General features: G+C 39.0%; 23 protein-coding genes. 18 read left to right on the top strand and 5 right to left on the bottom strand.

Features of this window, described 5'->3' with window-relative positions; all coding sequences use genetic code 11:
- The first annotated feature begins 56 nt into the window (after nucleotides 1-56).
- The gene (locus M3183_RS07925) at nucleotides 57-947 is read left to right on the top strand and encodes a YitT family protein (RefSeq protein ID WP_251468280.1); all 891 of its coding nucleotides are present in this window, start codon (nucleotides 57-59) and stop codon (nucleotides 945-947) included.
- Between the two features lie 48 nt (nucleotides 948-995).
- Here M3183_RS07925 and M3183_RS07920 read toward each other — a convergent pair whose 3' ends face one another.
- Nucleotides 996-2,237 (bottom strand): MFS transporter, encoded by a 1,242-nt coding sequence (locus M3183_RS07920; RefSeq protein ID WP_251468277.1) that lies wholly within the window; start codon nucleotides 2,235-2,237, stop codon nucleotides 996-998.
- A 42-nt stretch (nucleotides 2,238-2,279) separates the two neighbouring features.
- Complete coding sequence (locus tag M3183_RS07915; RefSeq protein ID WP_251468275.1) at nucleotides 2,280-2,735, bottom strand: CBS domain-containing protein; 456 nt, start codon at nucleotides 2,733-2,735, stop codon at nucleotides 2,280-2,282.
- Between the two features lie 194 nt (nucleotides 2,736-2,929).
- Between M3183_RS07915 and M3183_RS07910 the strand changes: the two genes are divergently transcribed.
- Complete coding sequence (locus tag M3183_RS07910) at nucleotides 2,930-3,355, top strand: MarR family winged helix-turn-helix transcriptional regulator (protein WP_251468272.1); 426 nt, start codon at nucleotides 2,930-2,932, stop codon at nucleotides 3,353-3,355.
- 158 nt (nucleotides 3,356-3,513) lie between these two features.
- Here the strand turns inward: M3183_RS07910 and M3183_RS07905 are convergent, their stop codons facing one another.
- Together M3183_RS07905 and M3183_RS07900 are read right to left on the bottom strand one after the other, a co-directional pair.
- Nucleotides 3,514-3,855, bottom strand: coding sequence for a hypothetical protein (locus M3183_RS07905; RefSeq protein ID WP_251468270.1), 342 nt, complete (start codon nucleotides 3,853-3,855; stop codon nucleotides 3,514-3,516).
- 105 nt (nucleotides 3,856-3,960) lie between these two features.
- The gene (locus M3183_RS07900; RefSeq protein WP_251468269.1) at nucleotides 3,961-4,167 is read right to left on the bottom strand and encodes a DnaJ-like cysteine-rich domain-containing protein; all 207 of its coding nucleotides are present in this window, start codon (nucleotides 4,165-4,167) and stop codon (nucleotides 3,961-3,963) included.
- 185 nt (nucleotides 4,168-4,352) lie between these two features.
- Here M3183_RS07900 and M3183_RS07895 point away from each other — a divergent pair, with 185 nt between their 5' ends.
- The 4 genes from M3183_RS07895 to M3183_RS07880 all read left to right on the top strand — a co-directional run bounded on the left by M3183_RS07895 (nucleotide 4,353) and on the right by M3183_RS07880 (nucleotide 7,547).
- Entirely contained in the window at nucleotides 4,353-4,526 is a 174-nt protein-coding gene (locus tag M3183_RS07895) for a hypothetical protein (RefSeq protein WP_251468267.1), read from the top strand.
- A gap of 489 nt (nucleotides 4,527-5,015) precedes the next feature.
- Nucleotides 5,016-5,363 (top strand): PadR family transcriptional regulator, encoded by a 348-nt coding sequence (locus M3183_RS07890; protein WP_251468265.1) that lies wholly within the window; start codon nucleotides 5,016-5,018, stop codon nucleotides 5,361-5,363.
- A complete protein-coding gene (locus M3183_RS07885; RefSeq protein WP_251468263.1) occupies nucleotides 5,344-5,982 on the top strand; it encodes a DUF1700 domain-containing protein in 639 nt (212 codons plus the stop codon). Before M3183_RS07890 ends, M3183_RS07885 begins: the two co-directional genes overlap by 20 nt.
- 71 nt (nucleotides 5,983-6,053) lie before the next feature.
- On the top strand, nucleotides 6,054-7,547 hold the full coding sequence (locus tag M3183_RS07880) for a DUF4153 domain-containing protein (protein WP_251468261.1): 1,494 nt from the start codon (nucleotides 6,054-6,056) through the stop codon (nucleotides 7,545-7,547).
- Nucleotides 7,548-7,628: 81 nt separating this feature from the next.
- On the opposite strand, the gene M3183_RS07875 is transcribed toward M3183_RS07880, so the two are convergent.
- Nucleotides 7,629-8,417, bottom strand: coding sequence for a TIGR00266 family protein (locus M3183_RS07875; RefSeq protein WP_251468259.1), 789 nt, complete (start codon nucleotides 8,415-8,417; stop codon nucleotides 7,629-7,631).
- A 484-nt stretch (nucleotides 8,418-8,901) separates the two neighbouring features.
- Between M3183_RS07875 and M3183_RS07870 the strand changes: the two genes are divergently transcribed.
- The 12 genes from M3183_RS07870 to M3183_RS07815 all read left to right on the top strand — a co-directional run bounded on the left by M3183_RS07870 (nucleotide 8,902) and on the right by M3183_RS07815 (nucleotide 20,420).
- Nucleotides 8,902-10,671 (top strand): SulP family inorganic anion transporter, encoded by a 1,770-nt coding sequence (locus M3183_RS07870; RefSeq protein ID WP_251468257.1) that lies wholly within the window; start codon nucleotides 8,902-8,904, stop codon nucleotides 10,669-10,671.
- Nucleotides 10,668-11,021, top strand: a complete 354-nt coding sequence (locus tag M3183_RS07865) for an ArsR/SmtB family transcription factor (protein WP_251468255.1) — start codon at nucleotides 10,668-10,670, stop codon at nucleotides 11,019-11,021. Before M3183_RS07870 ends, M3183_RS07865 begins: the two co-directional genes overlap by 4 nt.
- A gap of 168 nt (nucleotides 11,022-11,189) precedes the next feature.
- Nucleotides 11,190-11,450, top strand: a complete 261-nt coding sequence (locus M3183_RS07860) for a hypothetical protein (RefSeq protein ID WP_251468253.1) — start codon at nucleotides 11,190-11,192, stop codon at nucleotides 11,448-11,450.
- 235 nt (nucleotides 11,451-11,685) lie between these two features.
- Nucleotides 11,686-11,886, top strand: a complete 201-nt coding sequence (locus M3183_RS07855) for a cold-shock protein (protein ID WP_042463935.1) — start codon at nucleotides 11,686-11,688, stop codon at nucleotides 11,884-11,886.
- Between the two features lie 147 nt (nucleotides 11,887-12,033).
- Nucleotides 12,034-13,182 carry an exonuclease SbcCD subunit D gene (locus M3183_RS07850; protein ID WP_251468510.1) on the top strand — a complete coding sequence of 383 codons (1,149 nt, stop codon included), beginning with the start codon at nucleotides 12,034-12,036 and terminating at the stop codon, nucleotides 13,180-13,182.
- Nucleotides 13,179-16,316 (top strand): AAA family ATPase, encoded by a 3,138-nt coding sequence (locus tag M3183_RS07845; protein ID WP_251468251.1) that lies wholly within the window; start codon nucleotides 13,179-13,181, stop codon nucleotides 16,314-16,316. Before M3183_RS07850 ends, M3183_RS07845 begins: the two co-directional genes overlap by 4 nt.
- Before the next feature lie 885 nt (nucleotides 16,317-17,201).
- Complete coding sequence (locus M3183_RS07840; RefSeq protein ID WP_251468250.1) at nucleotides 17,202-17,522, top strand: hypothetical protein; 321 nt, start codon at nucleotides 17,202-17,204, stop codon at nucleotides 17,520-17,522.
- Between the two features lie 18 nt (nucleotides 17,523-17,540).
- Nucleotides 17,541-18,104: a sugar O-acetyltransferase gene (locus tag M3183_RS07835; protein WP_251468248.1), complete on the top strand. Its 564-nt coding sequence runs from the start codon at nucleotides 17,541-17,543 to the stop codon at nucleotides 18,102-18,104.
- 67 nt (nucleotides 18,105-18,171) lie between these two features.
- Nucleotides 18,172-18,681: a hypothetical protein gene (locus M3183_RS07830; protein WP_251468246.1), complete on the top strand. Its 510-nt coding sequence runs from the start codon at nucleotides 18,172-18,174 to the stop codon at nucleotides 18,679-18,681.
- A gap of 16 nt (nucleotides 18,682-18,697) precedes the next feature.
- Nucleotides 18,698-19,276: a uracil-DNA glycosylase gene (locus tag M3183_RS07825; RefSeq protein WP_251468244.1), complete on the top strand. Its 579-nt coding sequence runs from the start codon at nucleotides 18,698-18,700 to the stop codon at nucleotides 19,274-19,276.
- Between the two features lie 86 nt (nucleotides 19,277-19,362).
- Nucleotides 19,363-19,932, top strand: coding sequence for a histidine phosphatase family protein (locus M3183_RS07820; protein WP_251468242.1), 570 nt, complete (start codon nucleotides 19,363-19,365; stop codon nucleotides 19,930-19,932).
- A 20-nt stretch (nucleotides 19,933-19,952) separates the two neighbouring features.
- Entirely contained in the window at nucleotides 19,953-20,420 is a 468-nt protein-coding gene (locus tag M3183_RS07815; RefSeq protein ID WP_251468239.1) for a GNAT family N-acetyltransferase, read from the top strand.
- Nucleotides 20,421-20,423 lie beyond the last annotated feature (3 nt).

Genomic DNA, 20,423 nt, shown 5'->3' with positions numbered 1-20,423 from the left:
GGAAGAATTTTATACTCGATATCTACATACTATATTCAACTGCAAAGGGTGATCGAATGACAGAACAAACAGAACAGTTAATGGCAATTCAGCATCGTAAACTGCCCCTATCAAGGGTGATTCTTCGAATGGTAGGGATCACTTTAGGAGCCATATTAATGGCAACAGGGTTAGAAATATTCCTGGTACCTAACAATGTCATTGATGGCGGGATAACTGGTATTTCCATCATGATTTCATATCTTACTGGCTGGAAACTGGGGATCTTTCTCTTCCTGTTAAATATTCCTTTTGTTTTTTTAGGATATAAGCAGATGGGGAAGACCTTCGCACTTTCTACGATCTATGGCATTGTTGTTTTATCGACTTTTACGGCTGTATTTCAGCCCGTCCCGGCTTTTACCGATGATATTCTGCTTGCTACCGTGTTTGGCGGAATGATTGTAGGTATTGGTGTTGGACTTGTGATACGTAATGGCGGAGCATTGGATGGAACAGAGATATTGGCAATTGTTATTAATAATAAAGTTCCATTTTCTGTTGGACAAATTATCATGATTATGAATATTTTCATTTTAGGATCTGCTGGTTTTGTCTTTAGCTGGGACAGGGCCATGTATTCGTTGCTGGCCTATGTCATTGCTTCAAAAGCTATTGATGGAGTGGTTGCTGGATTAGAAGGTTCAAAATCAGTATGGATTATCAGTGATATGGCCGAAGAAATCGGAGATGCCGTTAATGCCCGTTTAGGACGGGGGGTAACCTATTTAAAAGGGGAAGGCGCATATACAGGAGATAATAAGAAAGTGATTTTTAGCATTATAACAAGGTTGGAAGAATCGAAACTGACAACCATTGTAGAGGAAATTGATCCAACTGCATTCCTTGCTATAGCTGAAATTTCTGAAGTGCGCGGGGGTCGTTTTAAAAAGAAAGGGATTCATTAATACAAGTGAAAAGGGGACTGTACTCTCTCAGTCCCCTTTTCGTTGGTATTAATGACTTGATTTGACATCATCAACATGTTTTACATGATGGTTATTTAGCCAAATGAAAACAACTGATAATAGGACAAAACCTGCACCTGTTAGGAATGGCACAGAAGGATTATAGATTTCTGCCAATTTACCGGCAAAAAACGGTGCTATTGCTCCGCCGATGAAACGAAGGAAGCTGTATGCGGCAGATGCAGTTGATCTTTCAACTGGCGCCGAATTCATTACTGCGGTCGTAATTAAGGTATTATTATTGCCAAGCAATGCCCCTGCAGCAATAACTGCTGCAATGATGACCCATTGTGTGGATGTCCATATTCCCATTGCCAGCAGAACCAAGGCAAAAAGAATCAGCATCGTACACATCGACTTAATGGTTCCAAACCGTTCTTGCAATTTAGGCGCCATAAAGACAGAAGTAATGGCTAATAAAATCCCCCAGCCGAGGAACACGAAACCTAAACCGTGCTCATCCAATCCCATGACAAATGGAGCGTAGGCAAGCAATGTAAAAAAGCCAAAGTTATACAGTGCTGCCGCTATCCCAAAAACTAATAATGATCTATGTTTAAGTGCTCGGAATGGATCTAATAATGAAGTTTTCGTTTGTTCCTTGTTTTCTTTGTCTGCCTTTGGCATCAGAAAAATAAGTCCAAAAAAGGCAATAACCATTAATGAAGCAACACCAAGAAACGGACCTCTCCATGACATTGCACCCAGCCAGCCTCCAAGCAGCGGTCCAACTGAAATACCAAGGCCAATTGCTGCTTCATATAAAATAATCGCTTTTGCTGCTCCGCTGTTTGAAAGGGACACAATCGCAGCTAAAGCAGTCGCCACAAATAAAGCATTGCCTAATCCCCAGCCGCCACGAAGACCGACTAATGTCCAAATGCCATTGGAAAAACCTCCTAATGCTGAAAAGACAGCAATAATCACAATTCCGCACATAAGCGTCCACTTAATCCCCAGTCTTGAGGAAATCATCCCGGTAATCAGCATGGCCACGGCCATTACCGCATTATAGCTTGTAAAAAGCAGAGTGACTTCACTGTGAGAGGCATGTAATTGTTCTGCAATTGCCGGTAAGATCGGGTCCACAAGCCCAAGGCCCATAAAGGCAATAATACATGCGAAAAAAACGGCCCATACTGATCTGGGCTGATTTAAAATACTAGAATGCTCAATTGTTAATTCAGTTGCTGCCTGTGATGATGATACAGACGGTGGTGTTGCTGCCATTTTCATTTCCCCTTCGCAAAAAAATTCTCCTCTATTTATAGGTTAAAGGAAGTTTTTAAAAGTATTTCTGATAACATCACCTCGGCTTATTATGCCGGCTAATACACCATTGCGTTCAACTGGTACTTTTTTTATTTGTCTTTTTCCCAAAAGTGCTGCAATGTTTTCAATAGATTCATCCCAGGAAACTTTGAATACCTTTCTTTTCGCAATCTCCAAAACGTTTAATTGGAGCAGCCGTTGTTCTCTTTCTTCAAAGCCTTCCTGATCCCCCTTAATAACAAAAGAATAGTAGAAATTATCTACTACACGATCTTCATGTTTCCCTATATACCGCATGATATCTCCATCACTGATAAAACCAACTATCTCATTTCTGTCATTTACCACTGGGAGTCCGCTTATTCTATACTCAATAAATTTTTCAATTACGGCTCTTACGGTATCACTTTCTTTCACTTTATGGACCCGGCTGATCATAATCTCGTGAGCTTGCATGCTAATCTCCTTTTAAAAGGTTTGGTTATAAATGGGATTAGTTGTATCATGAAACTACATATTTGTATTATACAACTAAATTTCTTGCCGTCAATAGTATTTACAATTTTTCCAAAATTATGCGAAAATGCGAAAGCAAAAAGGGATATGTTATGATATATTTTAGGAAATAATTAGGTGAGGAAGTTATATCTATGGATCAATCTTTAGAGGTCATCGAACTTGAATTGGCCGTTCTGATTCGCCGGATAACATCTTATTCCACTCATAAGAAAATCGGTAAATTAGACAGATCTGCCTATCTAATATTGCATCAAATAGCTGTAGGCGGTGCTGCAGGGGTTAAAACCTTGGCAGGGGAGTTCCAATTAGACATTTCCACTGTCAGCAGACAGGCAGCTGCTTTGGAACATAAAGGATACTTATACAAGATTCCCGACCCAACCGATGGAAGAGCGTACACATTTCAAATTACTGAATTGGGAATAAAGGAATTAAATGAGGATAAACAAGCCCGAATGAAAAGGGCGAAGGAAGTGACAAAGAATTGGACAGATGAAGAAAGAGAAACCTTTGGAACGCTTTTAAAAAAGTTTAATCAGGCTGCGATTGATGTTTAAAACGAAAAGGGAATTCTTAATGAAGAACTTCAAGCTGTCGAAAACCTTTGGATAGCGGTATTATGTTCAGATAAAATAAAAATTGCCGAGAAAACTACATTTTCTCGACATTCTAAAAGGGCGTTCTTTAGTGAAGTCCTTTTTGTTTTTATATACAGTTATTTTTTTTCCTTCTCTTTTTCTTTTGGCTGGTCGCGCAGTGTGCGATAAATCTGTGTATACAAACTGTTCTCCACAACATTTTCGAGAAAGAACGGGCCTATCAGCTCTAAATATTCTTCATCATCAAACATTTTTTTATTTTGGAGTTCCATTTCTGCTAATCCTTCATACGTAGAAATAAGGGCATATGTATGATCTTTCCCGGAAATGGGTGTTAGGATCTCAACCTTGTGGCTGTAATTCTCCATTCTAAACTTTTTAATTTCCCTTAAATTTTCAATTCCTTCTTTAAATTTATCCTGTTTGATCACAAAAGTTTGATAAACGATAACGGACACTTCGGCACCTCCAAATATTATACCAAACGCAATGATTTCAAGATAAATCCCATTATTGATATTATCTTAGAACCAATAATGGGATTTCATTTTTCTGCAATAGAATTATCTCATCTCTTCCCAATCGGTATAGAGGCCGCTTCCTTGACAGCTTGGACAATCGAAAGAATTAAAATAAGCAAATTCATTATAAGGATACACCGTATAGCCGCGGCCTTGGCAATCAGGACACTTTCCTTGGTCTTTCATATTGGACAGATGGTTTTGGTACCTTGTTTCTCTCCACTGATTAAATGAGTTGAGCAGTCCCATTTTTTCACCTCATTACACCATTTTACTTATTAGTATGGAAGAAATATGGAAGAAATATGCTTGGTATTAAAAGAAAATACTATTATGTAATAATATTTTTATGTGTGAAAAAGGCGATTGGTGAGTATTTTCATGATTCTGTTGCAATATAAAAAGGAATAACTTAAGAATGAAGGTGATCTTTTTTGGGAAAATGGAATGAACAAGCTGCACCTAATAACAACCTGCCGCCAAAAACACTCAAAACAGGAAAGTTTATTGATGGTCTGACGAATCCTGAATTTTCTGAAGAACTGTCCGACGGCGGCGAGCGCGATCAATACATTGAACGGCAAAAGAAGGACCTAAAAATGAAATAATTATGAAAAACTAGTGGCGGATGAAACGTTGTCACTAGTTTTTATTTTTGGCTGTTTTCGTAAACTATGTGGTTATGCCAAGAAAAGCGGTGGTTTATTCAATTTAGGAATAAGCGGACTCTGCGAAAAAGCTGGATTACAGGATAGCCCCCATGGAAGTAAAAATAAGCGGAAGTTTTCCCGTTATTTGCAAAATTAAGCTTAAATAGTAAAAAATAAGCGGAGTTTTTTCCGTTATTCAATGAAAAGCACCCAATTTTAGCAGTTTAAAATCAAATAAGGGAAATTCCTCCGTCTATTTCAGCTAATTAACATCCAATTTCCTAAATAAGGGGAATTTCTACCTCTATTTTTTGAACGAATCTTAAAAAGGGAGCAAAAAGTAACAATCTTTTAGAAAAGAGCCTTATTTTTACTAAAGCCTCTTTACAATAAGGAAATTCCAATGTAGAATTTCTATGTACCTAATAAATCTAGGTAGGTGAAAAAATGTTTAATCGCGAATTGGTGAAAGGGAGCACCTCATTAATTTTGCTTCAATTATTAAATGAGCGTGATATGTATGGCTACGAGCTGGTAAAAGAGCTTGAACATCGGAGTGACAATGACCTGAGTGTTAAGGAGGGAACCCTGTACCCTGCGCTTCATAAGCTTGAGAAACAGGAGTATATTGAATGTTATTGGCAGGAACAGGAAAAAGGACCGGCACGGAAATATTATAAAATTACGGATGCCGGAAAAGAATTACTTGGTGAGAAAACACGTGAATGGCAGGACTTTGTAAAGGTAATGAACAAGGTGATTGGGAGATCGAAACGTGGAACAGCAGAAGAATAGATTTTTAAACGAACTGGCTGCAGGTCTTGGCAAACATCCAGATAAAGAAAATATTCTTCGTGAATATGAAACACATATTGAAGAAATTCTGCTTGAATCCTTTGAATGTACCAGTGATGAAGATATTTGGAATTTAATGATTTCCCGCCTTGGGAATCCGAGTGAGATTGCAGGTTTGTGGCGGGAAGAACTATCGGTTACTCCAAGTAATATGAAGTGGCTTTTCATCTTGTTAAATTTGGTCCTTTTCTTAGGCGGCGGCAGCTTAACTTTGGTACATAATCTTTATCATTGGAACTGGCTGACAGTGCTTTGGAGCCGTCTTACTGCCATTCCTACGCTAATTGCTTTTGTCTATATGTTTTTTTGGGCACTGCTGGGTTATGAAATCGGCAAGGGATTTGGTCATGGCGGACGAAAATTGTTGAGAAAAACATTTTTACTATCGCTTGTTCCCAATTTGATCTTAATGATCTTGACGGTTTTTCAAATGATTCCACATTCATGGTTTGAACCATTATTAACGAAAGAATTTATCATTGCTTGTATCATTTTTACTATGTTTCTTTATCCAATCAGTCTTCTTGGCTATCGGTGGGGAAGGAAAGCTTCGATATAAGCACTTTTTTTTGCTTGTATACCTAGAAAAACTATATATATAGAAATTCTATCTAAAGGAGAGAATAAATAATGGATATTAAGTTGGGCAAAAGGGATTGGTTGTTTTTACTTGCATGTCTTTTATTAGGGATAATGTCGGAGGAATCCTTTTTTCGCGGTGAAATCGGTATTTCCTATATCCTATTTTTGATGTTTTTTTATGGCGTATTTTTTTTCCGATTTCGGAACTTTGGTTTTACCCATCAAAGAATGGGCTATCTTATCCTATGCGTTATTTGGCTGTTATCAGCCAGTTATTTTCTTAATGATAATATCCTTTTTCATGTGTTAAATATTTTGCTGATTCCTAGTTTAGTCATTTTTCATTTGGTGTTAGTGACAAGCCCCAAAAAAATGTTATGGACACAGCCGCCCTTCGTTACCTATTTAGTTTCAAGGATTATCGAGATGTTTAAATATTTGGCAGCATTTACGCGGAATGTATGCATAGGTCTAAATCGTGATGCGGACAAGGAAAAATTAGCAGTATGGAAAAAGATAGCGATTGGAATAGTGGTTGCTCTTCCAGTTTTGTTTATCGTCCTCACATTGCTTATGTCAGCAGATACCCAATTTGAACGAATTATTGGTGGTATACCAGGATGGTTTCGTGTCATTGATGCTGAAACGTTTACCCGTTTCATTATAGTTCTTCTTTATACACTTGCATTTTTCGGCTTCATGCAAGTACTCTTTCTTAGAAAAATGAAGGTAATAAAACAAGAATGGACCGGCATTTCGGTACACCTTGACGCTGTCATCGCCATTACAGTTTTGATACTGATTAATGCCGTATATGTTCTATTTACTATAGTACAATTTAAATATTTCTTAGGCGGCCAGCTTCAAGGAGATTATACATTTGCTGAATATGCAAGGAAGGGATTTTTTGAGCTTCTGTTTGTCACCGTGATTAATTTATCCATTTTAGTCACAGCATTAACATTTGTTCAATTTACTTCCAAAATGGTAAAATATTTGACTCAAGGATTGCTAACGTTATTGGTCATCGTCAGTTCGGTCATGTTATATTCTTCTTCATTAAGATTAAGTATGTATGAGGAAGCATATGGCTTTACGTTTACAAGGGTGCTTGCCCATGCTTTTATGATCTTTCTTACAGTCATTTTTACTTATACCTTGGTAAAGGTTTGGATAGAGAAACTGCGATTATTTCATTTTTACTTTATTGCTTTATTGCTTTTTTATAGTGTCATGACACTTATTGATGTGAATCAACTCGTGGTGGAAAAAAACATCTACCGCTATGAACAAACAGGGAAAATTGATGTGCATTATCTTAATAGCTTATCTTATTCAGGTGTACTGGGCTTGATTGAACTTTACGAAGGCAATAAAAATATTGTGGATTTACAAAAAGTTTTGCAAGACCGAAAAAATGAAGCCCTCGAATCTGACTATTCATGGCAGTCGTATAATGTAAAGCGGGAACAGGCGTTTAAAGCACTGCAAAAGCTGGATTTCAGCTTTGATACAGATCGATTGACAAATAAAAATGGTTGAAAAGGACAGGGCCAAATCGGCTCTGTCCTATCTAAAAAAACAAATTATAACTTTTGAAAGTCGTCGTTTACGTTTTGTTCATTAATCACCATTAAACATATCGAATAGTCCGCGGGCAATGCTGCCTTCATCTTTAGAACCGCCTCTAGAAGGGGCAGCGGCAAATACTCTGCTGGCCAGCCTGCTGAATGGAAGAGATTGAATCCAAACGGAGCCCGGCCCTCTAAGTGTTGCAAAGAATAATCCTTCACCGCCAAACAAAGCAGTTTTTACTCCTTTAACAAATTCAATATCGTATTGTACTGCTTTTGTCATCGCTACTAAACATCCAGTATCTACACGTAAGGATTGACCTGGGAGAAGATCCTTTTTCGTAATGGTGCCGCCTGCATGAACAAAAGCCATTCCATCGCCTTCAAGCTTTTGCATTATGAAGCCTTCGCCGCCAAAGAAACCGGTACCCAATTTTCGCTGAAAGTCGATTCCAACTTGAACACCTTTTGCAGCCGCAAGGAAGGCATCTTTTTGACAAACGATTTTTCCTTCCAGCTCGCTAAGATTTAGCGGAATAATCTTACCCGGGTATGGTGATGCAAATGAAACATGTCTTTTCCCGCTGCCGGTATTAGTGAAAGTGGTCATAAATAAACTTTCTCCAGTGAGGACCCGTTTTCCTGCACTAAAAAGCTTACCCATTAAGCCCCCGCCTCCGCTTGAACCATCTCCAAAAATGGTTTCCATATGGATATCATTGTCCATCATCATAAAGCTGCCAGCTTCGGCAATAACCGTTTCCTGTGGATCCAGTTCCACTTCCACAAACTGCATATCATCCCCATAAATCTTATAATCAATTTCGTGATTGTACATCACCATTTCCTCCACTCATAATTAAAATAAGCTTACAAACTTTATTTTAAAATAGGTAGGAAAAAAGTTCCATTAAAATCAGAAAAGCGCAAGCGCCTTCGAAATAAGTGCAGCCTGTTCCGAAGGTGAAGATCCTCTAAAATAGGGCAGCCTCGACTTCCAGCTGCGTATAGCTGTCGCTTTTCGCAAGTACTGATGAAAACTGGCTTGGAGCTGGACAATCCTCATAATGAATAAAAAAAAAGACGCCTGTTTGTACAGACGTCTTTTGCGTATTGTGGCGAAAAACCACACTCCACATAGTGTGTTCCATAAGGAATGTTTTTCGACTTACACAACTCAGCTCATCGCTTTGCTATTATAACATCATTAAAATAGAAAAGTAAAGTGAATAATTTTTGACAATATCCCTTGTATTTACTAATCTATTATTATATATTCAAATAATCAGATATACAAAAATAAGAAGATGAGAAGGGTGATTATGTTTACTGATCAAAGGTTCCATCGTTATTCTTTAAGCAGCGTACCAAAAGATCTAGTTTCGGGGCTAATTGTTGGAGTGATTGCAATTCCCCTGGGTATGGCATTTGCAATTGCTTCCGGAGTGAAGCCAGAGTATGGAATCTATACGACCATTGTTGCCGGGATTCTTATCTCCTTATTAGGCGGGTCAAAGTACCAGATTGGCGGTCCCACTGGTGCCTTTATTCCCATTTTGTTCGGGATTGTGATGACGTACGGGTATGAAAAGCTGCTGATTGCCGGTTTTATGGCGGGTGTTATTTTAGTTTTAATGGGGTTCTTAAAACTTGGATCACTAATAAAGTATATTCCTAGACCTGTTACAATCGGGTTTACTGCGGGGATTGCTTTAACTATTTTCGCTGGACAGATTGCGAGTTTTCTAGGTTTAGAGGGAATAAAAAGACACGAGGAATTTGTTAAGAACATCCAAGAAATCATCCTGCATTTAAATACAACTAATATTTATAGCGTTTTAACTGCTTTGATTTGTTTAGGGACCATCTTAATCACTCCTAAAATTACACCAAAAGTTCCTGGCCCCTTAATTGGACTCATCGTTTCAAGTCTTGCGGCAACATTGCTTTTTCCACATCAAACTGCAACGATTGGGACGGCTTATGGTGAGATTCCAAGCACTTTGCCGAAACTGCATATTCCTGATATTAGTATGGGAGTAATAGTAGAGTTGATTAAACCAGCCTTTATTATTGCCATGCTTGGCGGGATAGAGTCTTTGCTTTCTGCAGTTGTAGCTGATGGGATGACGAACAGCCGCCACAATAGTAATAAGGAACTGTTTGGCCAGGGAATAGCCAACATGGTTACTCCATTATTTGGCGGCATCCCTGCAACAGGTGCACTTGCTCGGACTGCCACGAATATCAAAAATGGCGCTGTTTCACCATTGTCAGGTATGATCCATGGTGTAGTGGTATTGCTTGTATTGGTATTTTTTGCCCAATATGCATCCTATATTCCTCTCGCTAGTATGGCACCCATATTGATGGTGGTTGCCTGGAATATGAGTGAGCAAAAGGTTTTTACCCATATTTTAAAGACAAAATCAACGGATACCCTTGTATTAGTTGTCACATTTTTATTGACTATTTTTGTAAACTTGACAACTGCTGTAGAGGTTGGGCTGGTTATGTCAGCCGTCCTGTTTGTCAAACGAATGAGCGATATCATGATTACGGCCAAAGCATTGCCAAATTACAATGCAAAAGGGAAAAAAGTAGAGACAGGCATGGTTTCAGATACCCATGATTGTCCGCAAATTAGTATTTTTAATGTGGAAGGCCCATTATTCTTTGGCGCCGCTCTAACGTTTGAGGAAACCATTATGAATACCATTCACTATAAGCCTAAAATTCTTTTGCTTCGCATGGGCCGGGTTCCATTTATAGACACAACAGGGGAGGCAAATTTATCAAGGATTGTTCACCATTTTTCGAAAAATGGTATAGTAATACTATCGGGTTTAAATCCTCAGCCGGAAACAGTTCTTAAGAAAACGGGTTTATATGATGTTATTGGTAAGGAACATATCTTTGGTCATACAGGTGAAGCTATACAATTTGCACTAGGGGAGATCAACAAAAATAAATGCCTTGGCTGCAAGCATTTCGCTTTTAAGGAATGCCATGCTTTATCTGGTATTGAAGAAGAAGGCAGCAAGAAAAAGCATAGGGCTCTTGTAACTGATGCAAAGGAGTTGGTACATTGAACTTGGAAATGCAGCAATTTAAAGCGGATTTTTTCAAAGCACTCGCACATCCGTTAAGAATCCGCATCTTAGAGGTCCTTGCTGAAGGGGATCAAAGTGTAAATGAAATTCAGACCCTGATTGGCAGTGAAGGATCCGCAGTTTCTCAGCAGCTGCAAGTACTGAGGGCAAAAAATATCGTTTCCGGTACAAAAGATGGGAACAAAGTGATTTATACCCTAAAAGATCCGATGATTATTGAACTTTTAGCGGTGGCAAAACAAATTTTTAATAATCATCTTGTTGATACTCTTACCATACTAGATAAATTTAAAGAAGATGAAGATGTTCCAGTATCGCCGAAGAATTAATTTTCTTCGGTTTTTTAGTATTTGAAGCTGGTTAGGAATACGCTGATAAAATGGTGAAATTGGCTAATAAACGGCCATGGTTCGCTAATAGAAAGTCTTTTTTCGCTAACAAAGCGGTTTACTTTTTGAGGATTCGCGGAAATAACGGAGGATCTGGGCGGAAATGCCATGGAAAGCCGCGGAATATTGGAAAAAACTCGCGGAATTACGCCTGAAAACCGCGGAATCACTTCCAAAAGTCGCGGAATCAGCATCCCTTTTAAGGTGAAAAAGCTAGCCAAATCCGAGGTAACCTCAATTCGAATTTCATTTAAAGAGAAAAAAGCCAAAAAACTTTTCGATGGTTTTCGACAACAGTCTTTTGTACCTAAGATTCAAAAAACAATAAAGCGCTTTCGTATCAAGCGTGATTTAATGGTCATCTCTTGATGGACCTGGGTTTATACGGCTGTTTTGGCAGAATGATGTCAGTTTGTGTCGCCTGCTCTACCTTGACATTACGGCATAAAAATGTTAAATTTTAATCAGCCGTTACACGTTATTAGATTTATGTTCAAAGTACTAACCCATGTTTGGATAAAGTAATGAAAAGTAAAACTAGGTACGTTGTAATTTGGTGAATTTTACACATGGCTATAGATAGCCAATAGGAGGATTTTTTTTCATGAAAAACGGTAAGGTTAAATGGTTTAACTCAGAAAAAGGTTTCGGATTCATCGAAGGAGAAGACGGTAACGACGTATTCGTTCATTACTCAGCAATCCAAACTGAAGGTTTCAAAACTTTAGAAGAAGGTCAAGAAGTTTCTTTCGAAGTTGTTGAAGGAGCTCGTGGACCACAAGCAGCTAACGTAACTAAGAAGTAATTTCCTATACAGATAACAACAGTCCGGTATATTTGCCGGGCTGTTTTTTGTTGTTCAAAAAAATCCTCATCAATTACCAACGCTTTTACAAATTATTATTTGTTATAATAGATATATTCGTATTTTATCAAAAAACAGGGTGATATGATGAAATTTATCCATACAGCCGATTGGCATTTAGGAAAGCTGGTTCATGGTGTTTACATGACCGAAAATCAGCGGGAAGTGTTGAATCAATTTGTTGAAGTCGTTCGCGAGGAAGAGCCGGATGCTGTAATCATTGCAGGTGACCTTTATGACCGATCCGTGCCGCCGACGGATGCGGTTGAACTGCTTGATGAGATGTTATTTAAAATCAATGTTGAATTAAAAATACCAATTGTGGCAATTGCCGGAAACCATGATAGTGCTGAACGTCTATCATTTGGCAGTTCATGGTATAAGCACAGTCAATTCTATTTAGCTGGTAAACTATCAAATCATTTCGAGCCTGTCCGCATCAATGGCGTAAACTTTTACCTGCTTCCATATGCAGAGCCTGGCGTTGTTCGTCAGCTTTTAGAGGATGACTCGATTCATTCCCATCAGGATGCGATGAAAGCGATGATTGGAAAAATAGAAGAAACGATTCACCCCAATGAACCCAATGTTCTTGTTGGACATGCCTTCGTATTAGGGGGACAGACTTCTGATTCAGAACGTATATTATCTGTCGGCGGGTCAGGCTGTGTGGGTGTTGAATTGTTTGAACCTTTTTCTTATACCGCGCTCGGTCATCTTCACAGTCCTGATGCAATCCATCATGATAAAGTGAAATATTCAGGTTCACTATTAAAATATTCATTTTCAGAGTCGAAGCAGAAGAAATCCATTTCTATCATTGAGATGGATGAAAAAGGTAATTTTACCCACCGCTATCGTTCTCTTCATCCGGCACATGACATGCGGGAGATAGAAGGGTATATGGAACAGCTGCTGGATCCGCAATTTTATGAAAAGGAAAAAACGGATGATTATCTGAAAATTACATTGCTGGATGAAGGAGCTTTAATCGATCCTATTAATAAATTACGGCAAGTATACCCGAATGTACTTCATCTTGAGCGCAAAATAGATCTGACGGATATGAAAAAGAAACAAACGATTAGTGGTGCCCGCAGTGAGAAAAAATCAGAGATAGAGTTGTTCGAACAATTTTATACGGAAATGACCACCTCTGAATTTACAGATGACAAAAAAGCAGTTATGACTGAAATCTTTGAAAAGGTCCTCAGAGGGGAGGCTTTAGTCAAATGAAACCGTTGAAACTAACCATGCAGGCCTTTGGCCCGTACGCTGAAACCGAATGTATTGATTTCACAAAGCTGGGTAATCGGACAATGTTTGTCATTTCGGGCAAAACGGGTTCCGGAAAGACGACCATTTTTGATGCGATTAGCTATGCGATTTACGGAAAAGCGAGCGGTGAAGATCGGAATGGCCCTGAACTTCGCAGCCAATTTGCCAGTGATGATTTAATAACCGAGGTTTCGCTTGATTTCTCCTTAAGAAATAAAGTCTACTCCATCACTAGGTCCCCCCAGCAGCAAAAAAGGAAAGAAAAAGGTGATGGATATACAACCGTTGGGGCAAAAGCGCAAATTTACAGCTGGAGTCCAGATGGAGAAAGAAAGCTATTAGCATCAAAAATCACGGATGTTGAGGAAAAGATAAAAGAAATTATGTTAATTGATGCTAATCAGTTCCGCCAAATTTTAATGATTCCGCAAGGCGAATTCCGCAAATTATTAACATCTGACAGTAAAGACAAAGAGGTAATTTTACAAAGATTATTCCATACACAGCTTTATAAAATGGTAGAAGATAAATTGAAAGAAGAATCCACAGAGCTTAAAAAATCTGTAGAGGCCCAAATACAGGCGAGAGGCGAAGCATTGCGCAGGATAAAGGCCGAGTCATGCGATGAGCTACGTGAATATGTTGAAGCCGGAAGCGAAAATGACACGATAATCATGCCTCTTCTTTTAGAGGAGATTAAGGGACTTGCAGAACTGCTGGGAAAATTAGATCTTCAATTGAACGAACAGATTAAATCTCAGGATAAGCTGAAAAACCAGATTTTTGAAGCGGAAACCATCCTTAAACAGTTAAAAACACGAGATGGATTAAAAGAACAAAAGGCACAGTTGGAATCCCAAAAAGAACTGTTTGCTGAGAAAGAGCAGCAGATTCAGCGGGCGCAAAAAGCGGAACTTTTAGCAAAACAAGAAGAACTCTGCCATCGGTTGAAACGGGAGACAGACAATGCGGGGCAAAATATTCAAACAATCAAAGCCGGGATTGAAAAATTAAATGGACTTGCCATGGAGTATGACAAGCTGCTGCAAAAAGAGCAGGAACGTGAAGGAGAACGGCAAAAAACCGTTGAAGAAATAAATCGTTTAGACAGTATGAAGGCTGATGTTTATTCCTTTGCCTCGCTGATGAAGGAAACGGCTGTGATAGAAACTACCTTGCAAACAGCTAAAAATAGACATTCTTTATCTGAACAAAATCTTGAGAAAATGGAGCAAAAGCTTGTTTTTCTTAAAGAGCAAAGGACGAAGATTGAAAAAGGCCAGCTTATTTTTGTTGAGAATGAAAGAAAGATTGAAAAGCTTCAAGCAGAACAAGATCGTTTAGAAAAATTAGAACAAGTCCAGGCGCGCTATCAGAATGCAAAGCAAAATCTAGTAAAAAGCTCCCAGCGCTTCGAAAATACTTTAGCAGGACTAACAGATGCAAAAGCTCTTGTAGAAGAACTAGAACAAAAATGGCTTCATGGCCAGGCGGCACTTTTAGCAGCAAAGCTGCATGATGGAGAGGCTTGTCCAGTCTGCGGTTCGGAACACCACCCATCACCAGCCGGGCATCTGGGTGAACATATTCCAAATGAAGAAGATTTGAAGGCGGCCAAGGCGCAGGGAGCAAAATGGGAAAAAGAAAAATCGGCGGATGAGGCAAATCTATATCAGTGCCAATCTATTGAAAAAACACAAAGGGAATCATTAGAAGAAATATTGACAGAAATTCGGACAAATCGTGCTGATTTTTCAGAAGCAGATATGAATGTGGTTAAAATGGAAGTTTCATCGGCTAAAAATGATCTCATTCAGGCTCAAAGGAAATTAAAAGAACAAATAGAAAAGCTTGACATGCTTTCAAATGAAATTGAAAAAGGCGAAACTGAAAAACTAAGTTTGCAAAAGCTCATTCAGCAATTGGCAGGAAATGTGACAGATCTAACCGTTCAATATACCGAGAAAAAAACGCACCTTACCCGAATGATGGACTTAATACCAGAAAATCTGCGTTCCGAATCCGTTTATGAACAAACACTTACCGGATTAAAGGATCACCATTCACAGATGGTAAGACAACTGGAGGATGCCGAGAAACGTGTCCAAGCCGTGAAAGAAAAACTTGCGGCTGAATCGGCAAGACTAACTGACGCGGAAAACTTTTTCACTGCTAAACAGCGGGAATTGCAAGCTGAGCGGGAGCTGTTTAAGCAAAAATTATCTGAACAAGGTTTTGAAAACTATACCATTTATCACAACTCGAAGTTAGCTGAAGCGGATCTTAAGAAACTTGAGTTGGAAATCCGAAACTACCGTGAAGAATTACGCTCGGTTTCCGACCGCCATGCCGAACTGACTGAAATGTTAAAAGACGTGAAAGCACCCGATATGGAGAGTTTAAATACAGAACTTACGAAACTCAGCACTGAAATTGATCAATTAAATACTCGAAAAACTGATCTATTTGTTAAAAAGCGTGATAATGAAGAAATTTACCAGCGGATTACCAAATTGAATGAAACCATGAAAGAGCTGGAGGAACGCTATAAATTAATCGGTCATTTATATGATATTACAAAAGGGCAGAATAGCCTCCGGATCACATTTGAACGTTATGTACTTGCTGCCTTTTTGGATGATATTTTACGAGAAGCGAATGTACGGCTTCGAAAAATGACATCCGGACGCTTCCAGCTGCTGCGTAAAACGGACAGGGCTAAAGGGAATGCTCAAAGCGGTTTGGAGCTTCTGGTGTTTGACCAATATACAGGACAGGAGCGGCATGTGAAGACATTATCCGGCGGTGAAAGCTTTAAGGCATCTCTATCCTTAGCACTCGGTCTGGCGGATGTGGTGCAAAGCTATGCAGGCGGTGTTTCATTGGAAACCATGTTCATTGATGAAGGCTTTGGAACACTGGACCCCGAGTCACTGGATCAGGCGATTGAAGCGTTGATGGACATTCAAAACAGCGGACGGCTGGTAGGCATCATCTCCCACGTACCAGAGTTAAAGGAACGAATTGATGCAAGGCTCGAAGTTATTGCCGGACAAACCGGAAGCCGTACGGAATTTGTGTTTACGAATTAAGAGGAGAGCGGGGACTTTATTATGGTCTCCGCTTTTTTTTGGGCGAGATTTCCGGTGTAGTTGAGGGTTCTTAAAATAGGTGGACTGCTTGGAAGTTAACGGATTGAGGGGTTTTGACTGATGCGCCCGAGGGGTTCAAAAAGGGGAAGGTAATGGTGAAAATAAAGGGTTGATTCTGCCCGTGAAGGTAAAAAGAAAGAAGGGGGTGACGGTAAAAAAAAGAGTTGATTTTGCCCGTGAAGGTAGAAAGAAGAGGGCGACGGTAAAAAAAAAGGGTTGATTCTGCCCGTGAAGGTAGAAAGAAGAGGGGGACGGTAAAAAAAAGGGTTGATTTTGCCCGTGAAGGTAAAAAGAAGAGGGTGACGGTAAAAAAGACGGGTTGATTTTGCCCGTGAAGGTAGAAAGGAGAGAATGACGGTAAAATAGACGGGTTGATTCTGCCCGGGGGGGTAGAAAGAAGAGGGTGACGGTAAAAAAAAAGGGTTGATTCTGCCCGTGAAGGTAGAAAGAAGAGGGTGACGGTAAAAAAAAAGAGTTGATTCTGCCCGTGAAGGTAGAAAGAAGAGGGTGACGGTAAAAAAAAAGGGTTGATATTGCCTGGGAGGATAGGAAGAGGAGATAGACGGTAAAAAAGAAGGTCTGATTTTGCCCGTGAAGGTAGAAAGGAGAGGATGACGGTAAAAAAAAAGGGTTGATTCTGCCCGAAGAGGTTAGGAAAAGGAGATAGACGGTAAAAAAGAAGGTCTGAATTTTGCTAAAGGAGCAGGGTCCGGAAAACTGTTACATAGAAAAGGAATAAATGATATAATCCCCATTTACCAACTTTTAAGTCTTTAAAAATGGTATAATTTGGTCTAAATACAAAGATAATGAAGGGGGAACCAGATGAAAAGCTTTTTTCGGAATGCTTTCAAAGTATCGATGACTTCTTTATTTGTGACCATTGGGATGACAATTTTATTGTTTGGACTGCTGCAATTATCGGGTGTTGAAAATCGTCTTCTTTATAACATGATCAAAGTTTATATTGCGATTGCTTTGCCCGTGTTAACCCTTTGTCCGATAGTGGGGTTTATTTATTCATTTTATATTAAAGGTAAACGAAAAATTCTCCTCATACTATTGCATTTAGCTGCCGCATGTACAATCTCCGTATTTGCTTTTGCTGCCTTTATGTTTCGATATTTTGTTTCTTTTGCCCCTTAGATTAAACAAAGGAGAATTTTGATGACGGAAAAAGAAAAAATGTTAAATGGTGAACTATATGATCCTGCAGATCAGGAATTAGTTAAAACCCGTGAAAATGCAAGAAGGTTAACTAGATTTTACAATCAAACTCTAGAAACTGAATACGAAGAAAGAACGAAAATTTTAAAGGAACTATTCGGTTCTACCGGAGAAAAAATCTTCATCGAGCCTAATTTTCGATGCGACTATGGGAGCAATATTCATGTAGGCGAGAGTTTTTACGCCAATTTTGATTGTGTTTTACTAGATGTATGCAAAATTCAAATAGGAGACAATTGTCTTCTTGCTCCCGGTGTTCATATTTATACAGCTGCCCATTCTCTAGACCCAATTGAACGAAATTCCGGGGTTGAATTTGGAAAGCCGGTTACGATTGGAGATAACGTCTGGATCGGGGGAAGGGCTGTTATTAACCCCGGTGTGAAAATTGGAAATAATGTTGTCATCGCCTCCGGAGCAGTTGTCACAAAAGATGTACCTGATGGTGCTGTAATAGCCGGAACTCCCGCGGAAATCATAAAATATGTTGAGTTTTCTTAAGACATACTGAATACCTGCCTTTAACTTGAAGAAACTATTCTTAAACGTGGTTAAAGGTGGAAAAACTTTGCGAAAAATACTCATTTTCATTTTCCTATTTCATTTTATGGCTTTGCCTCTTACGGTGCATGCTGAACTGCCAAGATTATCTGCTGAGTGCCTTAAAAAAATGAATATCCGCAATGAGCAATACGAACAATCGGTGATTAAAGACATCATGAAGACATTAAATTTAGATATGAATAACAATCGTTTCTTGGAAATAAAAGAAAAAAGTTTGGAAGCTGCACACCTCATTTATGGCGGAAAAGAAAAAGATCCATATTATCATTCACTTCACAAACAATTTATGGTTGCCTCGAGAGGGAGGCCAAGGCTGTTTATTAAACATGGGGAAGCTTATGTTTTATACCGCAAACCTGATGATACAAATGTAGCCGTATATTTAAAACTTGCTGATTCCAAGTGGGAAGTAAAAAATACGAAAATCAAAAAAGGGAATCATGTTAGATATAAAATCCTGAAATGTGAAAGCGAATATCTGAAAAAAAAGAATGAATATCAAAATGTTAAATGATGTATGGAGGAATAAGATGTCTGATTTTTGCCCTGTCCTTTGGCCGGAAGAACCGGCTCCAGCGGGACTGTTACATTGCAGTGAATGTGGTTTAGATAAGCAAGGGTCAAGAATGATTTGGGGAGAAGGGAACCCAAAAGCTCCCATCATGATTATTCTTGATAATCCTGGTGCCCGTGAAGACCGCGGAGGCAGCCCAATGGTTTGCGGGACTAGGCAGACACTGCAGAAGGCAGCCCATCATGCGGGGCTGACAATGGAAGATTTATATGTAACTTTTATTTTAAAAAGAAAACCTGTCAGGGCATATGATAAGGAGCGCGTCAGGCATATTTGTATGGGACACCTGAAACAGCAGCTGAAAGAAAAGCAGCCAAAACTGATTTTTTGCTTAGGAAATGTATCTGTCCAATCCTTTTTTGAAAATCCTGAAGCAGAGGTAAAGTCGCTTCGCGGAAACGTTTACGAAGTACAGGGCTTTCCAACCATTGTGGGATATCATCCTTTGGCTGTCAGAAGACGCCCAAATCTTTGGCCTATTTTTACCGAGGATTGGACACTGCTTGCCGACAATTACAAAAAATTAAATCAATAATAGTGGACTTTGCTCGTTTTTTTGTTGTTATGGGATGGAGATTTTTTGTACAATGGAAAAAATATATACGGAAAGGATCTTACTGGATGACAACCATTTGTATCGTACGGCATGGGGAAACGGATTGGAACTTGGCAGGAAAGTTACAGGGGAGCACAGATATACCGTTAAATGAAAAGGGAATCCAGCAGGCAAAAGAAAGCGGCCAATATCTTAAAAATTCTAATTGGGAAGTTATCATTACAAGTCCATTAAAAAGAGCTAAACGTACTGCTGAAATTATCAATGAAAGTTTAAATATCCCGCTTGTCGTAATGGAGGAATTTAAAGAGAAATATTTTGGGGATGCAGAGGGGATGACATTCGAGGAAAGACGCAGGGCCTTCCCGGATTATCAATACCCAAATGAGGAAGATCAATCTCACTTTATGAACAGGCTGATGGCAGGACTCGAAAAAATTAATCAAAATTATAAAGATAAGAGAGTGCTGCTGGTCGCACATGGTGCAGTGATAGGTTCGCTTCTCGCACAATTATCGAATGGTGAATTAGGACGAGGCAAGATCAAAATCCAAAATGCCTGTATGAACGAAATTCAATTTTGTGAAGACTGCTGGGAAATAAAATCGTATAACCAGATATCCCATCTTACTTAAGCAACACAAGGTGAGAGACTGTGATCATTAAAAAACTAGAATTACAAAATAACAGTTTAGTAAGGGAATTATTTGAACTGCAAAAAGCTTCTTATCTTGTGGAAGCAAACCTGATCCATTTTTTCGAAATTCCACCTCTAGTTGAAACCATTGATGATTTAAGAAATTGTGAAGAAACTTTCTTTGGATATTTTGAAGACGATATTTTAGCAGGTGCTATCTCTTTTACTATTGAAGGAGAAGAAATGAAGATTTGCCGTTTGGTCGTGCATCCCAAGCATTTTAAAAAAGGAATTGCCCAGAAGCTTTTAGCTATAATCGAAGAAAATGATCCTAAAATAACAGTATATAAAGTATCCACTGGGAAAGATAATCTGCCAGCAAAGAATTTGTATCTAAAAAATGGTTACCGGTTAATCAATGAAGTTGAAGCAGCACCAGGATTATTTCTAAGTAATTTTAAAAAAAGCCGAAGTCCAGCTCTTTAAAAA

Origin of the sequence: Neobacillus mesonae (assembly GCF_023715155.1) — a bacterium.
Lineage (GTDB): Bacteria > Bacillota > Bacilli > Bacillales > Cytobacillaceae > Neobacillus > Neobacillus mesonae_A.
Note: the sequence above shows the minus strand (reverse complement) of the source record. Positions and strands in the feature narration are given on the sequence as shown.

Excerpts from the sequence above, each read along its gene's own strand:
- M3183_RS07850 (WP_251468510.1), top strand. The coding sequence starts at position 12,034 with ATGAAATTTATCCATACAGCCGATTGGCATTTAGGAAAGCTGGTTCAT.
- M3183_RS07925 (WP_251468280.1), top strand. The coding sequence starts at position 57 with ATGACAGAACAAACAGAACAGTTAATGGCAATTCAGCATCGTAAACTG.
- M3183_RS07875 (WP_251468259.1), bottom strand. The coding sequence starts at position 8,417 with ATGTACAATCACGAAATTGATTATAAGATTTATGGGGATGATATGCAG.
- M3183_RS07825 (WP_251468244.1), top strand. The coding sequence starts at position 18,698 with ATGTCTGATTTTTGCCCTGTCCTTTGGCCGGAAGAACCGGCTCCAGCG.
- M3183_RS07880 (WP_251468261.1), top strand. The coding sequence starts at position 6,054 with ATGGATATTAAGTTGGGCAAAAGGGATTGGTTGTTTTTACTTGCATGT.
- M3183_RS07900 (WP_251468269.1), bottom strand. The coding sequence starts at position 4,167 with ATGGGACTGCTCAACTCATTTAATCAGTGGAGAGAAACAAGGTACCAA.
- M3183_RS07920 (WP_251468277.1), bottom strand. The coding sequence starts at position 2,237 with ATGGCAGCAACACCACCGTCTGTATCATCATCACAGGCAGCAACTGAA.
- M3183_RS07820 (WP_251468242.1), top strand. The coding sequence starts at position 19,363 with ATGACAACCATTTGTATCGTACGGCATGGGGAAACGGATTGGAACTTG.
- M3183_RS07860 (WP_251468253.1), top strand. The coding sequence starts at position 11,190 with ATGGAAAGCCGCGGAATATTGGAAAAAACTCGCGGAATTACGCCTGAA.
- M3183_RS07845 (WP_251468251.1), top strand. The coding sequence starts at position 13,179 with ATGAAACCGTTGAAACTAACCATGCAGGCCTTTGGCCCGTACGCTGAA.
- M3183_RS07870 (WP_251468257.1), top strand. The coding sequence starts at position 8,902 with ATGTTTACTGATCAAAGGTTCCATCGTTATTCTTTAAGCAGCGTACCA.
- M3183_RS07915 (WP_251468275.1), bottom strand. The coding sequence starts at position 2,735 with ATGCAAGCTCACGAGATTATGATCAGCCGGGTCCATAAAGTGAAAGAA.
- M3183_RS07840 (WP_251468250.1), top strand. The coding sequence starts at position 17,202 with ATGAAAAGCTTTTTTCGGAATGCTTTCAAAGTATCGATGACTTCTTTA.
- M3183_RS07890 (WP_251468265.1), top strand. The coding sequence starts at position 5,016 with ATGTTTAATCGCGAATTGGTGAAAGGGAGCACCTCATTAATTTTGCTT.
- M3183_RS07910 (WP_251468272.1), top strand. The coding sequence starts at position 2,930 with ATGGATCAATCTTTAGAGGTCATCGAACTTGAATTGGCCGTTCTGATT.
- M3183_RS07855 (WP_042463935.1), top strand. The coding sequence starts at position 11,686 with ATGAAAAACGGTAAGGTTAAATGGTTTAACTCAGAAAAAGGTTTCGGA.